Origin of the sequence: Nocardioides sp., assembly GCF_025964975.1 — a bacterium.
Classification (GTDB): domain Bacteria; phylum Actinomycetota; class Actinomycetes; order Propionibacteriales; family Nocardioidaceae; genus Nocardioides.
In genome coordinates, this window is sequence record NZ_JAOPXV010000189.1 from 1 (window position 1) to 6304 (window position 6304).

General features: G+C 70.3%; 9 protein-coding genes and 3 tRNA genes. 9 read left to right on the forward strand and 3 right to left on the reverse strand.

From position 1 onward, the window contains the following. Positions 1-153: 153 nt before the first annotated feature. The 3 genes from JWN68_RS14465 to JWN68_RS14475 form a co-directional block, all read right to left on the reverse strand. Positions 154-225 (reverse strand) — tRNA-Val (locus JWN68_RS14465). 37 nt (positions 226-262) lie between these two features. After that, positions 263-336 (reverse strand) — tRNA-Cys (locus JWN68_RS14470). 47 nt (positions 337-383) lie between these two features. After that, positions 384-456, reverse strand: a tRNA-Gly gene (locus JWN68_RS14475). 137 nt (positions 457-593) lie between these two features. On the opposite strand from JWN68_RS14475, the gene JWN68_RS14480 reads away from it, so the two are divergent. The 9 genes from JWN68_RS14480 to JWN68_RS14520 form a co-directional block, all read left to right on the forward strand. After that, the gene (locus JWN68_RS14480; protein ID WP_297740120.1) at positions 594-1415 is read left to right on the forward strand and encodes an aminotransferase class IV; all 822 of its coding nucleotides are present in this window, start codon (positions 594-596) and stop codon (positions 1413-1415) included. 10 nt (positions 1416-1425) lie between these two features. Next, the gene (hisI, locus tag JWN68_RS14485; protein ID WP_297740122.1) at positions 1426-1779 is read left to right on the forward strand and encodes a phosphoribosyl-AMP cyclohydrolase; all 354 of its coding nucleotides are present in this window, start codon (positions 1426-1428) and stop codon (positions 1777-1779) included. Next, complete coding sequence (locus JWN68_RS14490; RefSeq protein WP_297740124.1) at positions 1772-2374, forward strand: Trp biosynthesis-associated membrane protein; 603 nt, start codon at positions 1772-1774, stop codon at positions 2372-2374. Before hisI ends, JWN68_RS14490 begins: the two co-directional genes overlap by 8 nt. A gap of 35 nt (positions 2375-2409) precedes the next feature. Continuing rightward, positions 2410-2610 carry an HGxxPAAW family protein gene (locus JWN68_RS14495; protein WP_297740126.1) on the forward strand — a complete coding sequence of 67 codons (201 nt, stop codon included), beginning with the start codon at positions 2410-2412 and terminating at the stop codon, positions 2608-2610. A gap of 4 nt (positions 2611-2614) precedes the next feature. Beyond that, positions 2615-3019, forward strand: a complete 405-nt coding sequence (locus JWN68_RS14500; RefSeq protein ID WP_297740128.1) for a DUF2752 domain-containing protein — start codon at positions 2615-2617, stop codon at positions 3017-3019. A 43-nt stretch (positions 3020-3062) separates the two neighbouring features. Next, entirely contained in the window at positions 3063-3845 is a 783-nt protein-coding gene (gene trpC / locus JWN68_RS14505; protein ID WP_297740130.1) for an indole-3-glycerol phosphate synthase TrpC, read from the forward strand. Then, positions 3842-5134 carry a tryptophan synthase subunit beta gene (gene trpB / locus JWN68_RS14510; protein WP_297740132.1) on the forward strand — a complete coding sequence of 431 codons (1293 nt, stop codon included), beginning with the start codon at positions 3842-3844 and terminating at the stop codon, positions 5132-5134. Before trpC ends, trpB begins: the two co-directional genes overlap by 4 nt. Continuing rightward, entirely contained in the window at positions 5131-5967 is an 837-nt protein-coding gene (trpA, locus tag JWN68_RS14515; protein ID WP_297740134.1) for a tryptophan synthase subunit alpha, read from the forward strand. Before trpB ends, trpA begins: the two co-directional genes overlap by 4 nt. Further along, positions 5960-6304: SCO family protein (locus JWN68_RS14520; RefSeq protein WP_297740136.1), on the forward strand; the 345-nt coding region annotated here is incomplete at its 3' end. The genes trpA and JWN68_RS14520, both read left to right, overlap by 8 nt.

The window sequence follows — 6304 nt, forward strand, 5'->3', positions numbered from 1 at the left end:
CTCGGTAGCCGAGCCCGACGCGGAACGATGTCCCAGTTGCCGAAGCTCCAAATTGGGACAGGAGCGGCCAGATCGGGCCGCTCCTTATTCCCCGTATATTCCCCGGTTCAGATCTAGTCCTGAGAAAACCGCCTCTGACCTGCGGTTATAGTGTGGGCGATACTGGGATTGAACCAGTGACCTCTTCCGTGTCAGGGAAGCGCGCTACCGCTGCGCCAATCGCCCGTGTGGTGCGTTTTCACTTGTCGATCTTGGTGGAGCATGGAGGTGGGTACGGGATTTGAACCCGTGTACACGGATTTGCAGTCCGTTGCCTCGCCTCTCGGCCAACCCACCGCGGAGGCCTTCCCACTGTGAAGAAGGCACGGGGAGAGACCTCTCCGAGCGGACAACGAGACTCGAACTCGCGACCTCAACCTTGGCAAGGTTGCGCTCTACCAACTGAGCTATGTCCGCATGCAATTTCCTGCGGCCGGAGCCGCTGGGAAGTGCGAGCAGAACAGTAGCCGATGCGTTCCGAGCCGCCAAAATCGGGTTCGACCACGCGTGTCCCTGCTCCGCCCGACCGCGAGCAACCTGCCTAGAGTGGCGGCATGCGCGCCTGGGTCAACGGACAGCTCCTCGACGGTGCCACCGGGTGCGCCCTGAGCGTCACCGACCACGGGTTCACCGTCGGGGACGGCGTCTTCGAGTCGATCAAGACCCTCGACGGCGTCCCCTTCGCCCTGACCCGCCACCTGGAACGGCTGGCCGTGTCGGCATCGGGCCTCGGGTTGCCGGCGCCTGACGAGGCAGAGGTACGCCGCGGGGTGGCCGAGGTCCTCAAGGGCACCGACGACGTCCTTGGCCGCCTGCGGATCACCTACACGGCTGGACCTGCGCCGATGGGCTCAGGGCGAGGGGGAGGCCCCGCCACGCTCGTCGTCGCCTACTCGGCCATCAGGAAGCTGTCCCTGACGACCGCCGTGGCCACCGTGCCCTGGCCCCGCAACGAGCGTGGCGCGACGGCGGGCCTCAAGACCACGTCGTACGCCGAGAACGTCATCGCGCTGGCCCGGGCGAGCGAGCTGGGCGCCAGCGAGGCGATCTTCGCCAACACGGCCGGCAACCTGTGCGAAGGCACCGGCTCCAACGTCTTCTACGTCGTCGACGGCGAGCTCCGGACGCCGACGCTGAGGAGCGGATGCCTCGCCGGAGTCACCCGCGCGCTGGTGCTCGAGTGGTACGGCGGAGTCGAGGTCGACGAGGCCATGTCGGTCATCGAGCGGGCGAGCGAGGCGTTCCTCGTCTCCACCACGCGCGACGTCCAGGCCATCTCGAAGTGGGACGAGCGCGACCTGCCCGCCCCCGGTCCGATCACGCGCGACTGCTGGCGCACCTGGATACAGCGCGAGGCCGCACACCTCGACCCGTGATACTTGAGCGGTGAGTGTTCTCGACCCGGCCATTGCCGCACGCCTCAAGCGCACCGCCGACGGGTTGGTGCCGGCGATCGCCCAGCAGTGGGACACCGGTGAGGTGCTGATGCTGGGGTGGATGGACGACCAGGCACTGGCACGCACGCTCTCGACCGGGCGTGCGACGTACTGGAGCCGTTCGCGCCAGGAGTACTGGGCCAAGGGCGACACCAGCGGTCACGTCCAGCACGTGCGCGAGGTGCGCCTCGACTGCGACGGGGACACCCTCCTCGTCAAGGTCGACCAGGTCGGAGTGGCCTGCCACACCGGTGACCGCACCTGCTTCGACGCGGACCAGCTCGAGGTCCACCTCGATGGCTGAGCGGAGCCGTACCTTCGGCCCGGTCCTGCTCGTCGGGCTCACGAGCGCCGGGCTGGCCGCAGTGGCAGGCGCCCGCCCGTGGGTCGAGCTCTCGGCGTCGTCCTCCCCCCGGAGCAGTGGGGCCCTTGCCTCGACCCTCGAGGTGACCGCACCCGGAGAGATGCCACTGGCCGGGGCGTTGAGCCTGGTGCTCCTCGCGTGCTGGGGAGTGGTCCTCGTGACGAGGGGACGCGTCCGTCGCGCGATGGCCGTCCTGGCAGCCATCACCGCCCTGGGTCTGCTGATCACCACCATCGTCGCTGTCTTCACGCTGCCCGACTCCTTCCGCGAACAGCTCCAGGAGGACCTGGGCTCCGTGCAGGTCGACAGCACCTTCACCGCTTGGTACGCCGCAGCGCTGGTCGCCGCCGTCCTCAGCGTCGTCTCCACCGTGGCCGCGGTCCGCTACCTGCCGACGTGGCCGGAGATGGGCTCGCGCTACGACGCACCTGCGGGGGACTCGGCGAAGCAGGTCGAGCCCGAGGGCAACCTCGAGCTCTGGAAGGCCCTCGACGAGGGCCACGACCCGACGGCGTCCCAGCGACCCCTAGACTGAGCGCGATCCAGTCGGCACCACGAGGAGCACTTCACATGGCGGACAACCACGGCAACACCCCGGCGGCCTGGACTGCGGTCGCAGTGGCGCTGCTCGGCTTCGTGGTCGGTGGCATCGCGCTGATGCTCTCGCCGGTCAACATGACGCTGTTCTGGGTCGGCGTGGCCCTCGGCCTCGTGGCGTTCCCCCTCTTCCTGATCCTCTCGAAGCTCGGGTTCCATACCGAGCACCACTGAGACCGTGGGCCTGCGAGCCCGCCGGCTCGCCTCGCCCCTCGCGGCCGGCGCCGGAGCACTGCTGGCAGCTGTCGCGCTGCGCCTGCGTGACCCACACGTGTCCGGCAGCTGGGGACTCTGTCCCACGAAGCTGGTGACCAGCCTCGACTGCCCGCTGTGCGGTGCCCTGCGTGCAGTCAACGACCTCACCCACCTCGACGTCGGGAGCGCGTTGTCGAGCAACCTCGTCCTCGTGCTGGCGATCCCCGTCGTCCTGGTCCTCTGGCTCCGCAGACTGCGGGCCTGCCGGCGAGGGGGTGAGGCGATGCGACCACTCACGGTTCCCACCTGGGCCTGGATCGGCGGCCTGGTCGTGCTGGCGGCCTTCGGCGTCGTGCGCAACCTGCCGGGGTCCTGGCTCGCTGCTTGAGCCACCCGCAGGTCGATTGGTGACGCAGTGAGAGGGTGTGGGCATGTCCGTGCTCGATGAGATCATCGCCGGCGTCCGCGAGGATCTCGCCGTTCGCGAGGCCGCCACGTCGTTGCGCGACGTGCGCGCCGCGTTGGCCGACGTCGACCGCCCGCGCGACCCGATGCCGGTCTTCCGCGGGGCCGGATCGAGCGTGATCGCGGAGGTCAAGCGCAAGAGCCCGAGCAAGGGCGCACTGGCCGACATCCCCGATCCCGCGGCACTTGCGACGGCCTACGCCGCGGGAGGCGCCGCCGCGATCTCGGTGCTCACCGAGCAGCGACGCTTCGGCGGCAGCCTCGACGACCTGCGCGCCGTCCGGGCAGCGGTCGACACGCCGCTGCTGCGCAAGGACTTCATCGTCACCAGCTACCAGCTGCTCGAAGCGCGCTCGGCCGGCGCGGACCTCGTGCTGCTCATCGTTGCCGCCCTCGACGACGACGACCTGCGACGCCTCCACGACGAGGCGCGTGAGCTGGGCCTGACCGTGCTGGTCGAGGTCCACGACGAGCACGAGGCCGAACGCGCCGTGGCCCTGGGTGCCGAGCTGATCGGGGTCAACGCCCGCAACCTCAAGACCCTCGCGGTCGACAACGACACCTTCAGCCGGCTCGCGCCCCTCTTCCCAGACGACCGGGTCCTGGTCGCCGAGTCGGGCATCAACGGGCCGGACGACGTCGCCCGCTTCGTCGGCGAGGGCGCCGACGTGGTGCTGGTCGGCGAAGCGCTGGTCAAGGACGGTGACCCGGCCGCTGCGGTGCGGGCCATGACAGGAGTGCAGGGATGAGCGACACGCAGGTCAGCAGGTACGAAGCGGACGAGCTCGGCTTCTTCGGCGAGGACTGGGGCGGGCGGTTCATGCCGGAGGCCCTCGTGGCCGCCCTGGACGAGCTGACCGACGCCTGGCGCGACGCGATGGCCGACCCCGAGTTCGTGGCCGCGTTCGAGAAGATCTGCCGGGAGTACGCCGGCGCCCCCAGCCTGCTCTACCACGCGGAGCGGCTCTCGGCCCAGGTCGGCGCCCGGGTCCTGCTCAAGCGCGAGGACCTCAACCACACCGGTGCCCACAAGATCCGCAACGTGCTCGGCCAGGCGCTGCTGACCCAGCGCATGGGCAAACCGCGCGTCATCGCCGAGACCGGCGCCGGCCAGCACGGCGTCGCCAGCGCCACCGCCGCTGCCTACTTCGGCCTGGACTGCACCGTCTACATGGGCGCCGTCGACACCCGGCGGCAGGCGCTCAACGTCGCGCGCATGCACCTGCTCGGCGCCAAGGTGATCCCGGTGGAGTCCGGGAGCGCCACCCTGAAGGACGCGATCAACGAAGCCTTGCGCGACTGGGTCGCCAGTGTCGACCAGACGGCCTACCTCTTCGGCACCGCGGCAGGCCCACACCCCTTCCCGAGCATGGTGCGTGACTTCACCCGAGGGATCGGCGACGAGGCGCGCCAGCAGTGCCTCGACCAGTACGGCGTGCTGCCGGACGCCATCGCCGCGTGCGTCGGCGGCGGCTCCAACGCGATCGGCCTGTTCGCCGCCTTCCTCGACGACGACAGCGTGGAGATCCACGGGTTCGAGCCGGGCGGCGACGGCGTCGAGACGGGCCGGCACGCCGCCACCATCCACGCCGGGGACACCGGCGTGCTGCACGGAGCGCGCACCTACGTCCTGCAGGACGAGGACGGCCAGACTGTCGAGTCGCACTCGATCTCGGCCGGCCTCGACTACCCCGGCGTCGGCCCGCAGCACGCCCACCTCGCCGCGATCGGTCGTGCGACGTACGCCCCGGTCACGGACGCACAGGCGATGGACGCGCTGGCGCTGCTGAGCCGCACGGAGGGCATCATCCCGGCGATCGAGTCGGCCCACGCGATCCACGGCGGCCTCGAGGTCGCCCGGCGGCTCGGTGCCGAGCGCGGACCGGACGCGACGGTCGTCATCAACCTCTCGGGTCGTGGTGACAAGGACATGGGCACGGCGATCGAGTGGTTCGGCCTCGGCGACCCCGACAAGGTCACCGCAGAGCCGGTGGGGGACCCCGACACCGACCCACGCGCAGAGGACGCTGAAGCATGAGCACGAACCCCAGCACGAGCACGGCGTTCGACACAGCACGCGCCGAGGGCCGCGCCGCGCTCGTCGGCTACCTGCCGGCCGGCTTCCCCAGCGTCGAGGGCTCCGTCGAGGCGATCAAGGTGATGGTCGACGCGGGGTGCGACGTGATCGAGATCGGCATGCCCTACAGCGACCCGGTCATGGACGGGCCGACCATCCAGGCGGCCGCGCAGCAGGCCCTCGAGGGCGGCATCCGCACGACCGACCTGATGCGGGTCGTCGAGGCCGTCGCCGCGACCGGGGCTCCCACCGTGGTGATGACCTACTGGAACCCGGTCGAGCACTACGGCGGCAGCCGCCGGACCGGGCGCAGCGGCGTCGAGCTGTTCGCCGCCGACCTCGCGAGTGCCGGGGGAGCGGGACTGATCACGCCCGACCTCACGCCCGACGCTGGCGGCGAGTGGATCGCCGCGGCGGACGAACACGACCTCGACAAGGTGTTCCTGGTGGCCCCCAGCTCCACACCCGAGCGCATCGCGATGACGACTGCTGCCTGCCGAGGATTCGTCTACGCCACCGCAGTCATGGGGGTCACAGGTGCCCGCACCACCACGAGCGACCTCGCGGCCCCGCTGGTCGCGCGCACCAGGGAGACCACCGACCTCCCGGTCGGCGTGGGCCTCGGAGTGAGCAACGGCGACCAGGCGGCCGAGATCGCGTCGTACGCCGACGGAGTCATCGTCGGGTCCGCCTTCGTCCGCGCACTGCTCGACCACCCGGACGACCTGCCCGGAGGGCTCAGGGCCCTGCGCGCGCTCACCGAGGACCTCGCAGCGGGAGTACGGCGTGCGTAGAGCCGCGCTGATCGTCTCGACCCTCCTCAGCCTGTCGCTGGTGAGCGGGTGCGGGATCTTCCAGGCCGGCTCCGGCGACCATGAGATGTCTGGCACCGTGCTCGACCCGCCCTTCGCGGTCCAGGACGCCCCACTCGTGGCGAAGTCCGGATCGGCGTACAGCCTGGTCAAGGACACCGACAAGGACCTCACGCTGGTCTTCTTCGGCTACACCCACTGCCCCGACATCTGCGGCATCGTGATGTCCACCCTCGCCTCCGCAGCGGCCAGGCTCAGCGACGAGGACCGCGAGGACGTCGACGTCGTCTTCGTGACGACCGACCCGGCGCGGGACACC

Coding starts and splice junctions, on each gene's coding strand:
- JWN68_RS14480 (WP_297740120.1), top strand. CDS start 594: ATGCGCGCCTGGGTCAACGGACAGCTCCTCGACGGTGCCACCGGGTGC.
- JWN68_RS14490 (WP_297740124.1), top strand. CDS start 1,772: ATGGCTGAGCGGAGCCGTACCTTCGGCCCGGTCCTGCTCGTCGGGCTC.
- JWN68_RS14495 (WP_297740126.1), top strand. CDS start 2,410: ATGGCGGACAACCACGGCAACACCCCGGCGGCCTGGACTGCGGTCGCA.
- trpC (WP_297740130.1), top strand. CDS start 3,063: ATGTCCGTGCTCGATGAGATCATCGCCGGCGTCCGCGAGGATCTCGCC.
- trpB (WP_297740132.1), top strand. CDS start 3,842: ATGAGCGACACGCAGGTCAGCAGGTACGAAGCGGACGAGCTCGGCTTC.
- trpA (WP_297740134.1), top strand. CDS start 5,131: ATGAGCACGAACCCCAGCACGAGCACGGCGTTCGACACAGCACGCGCC.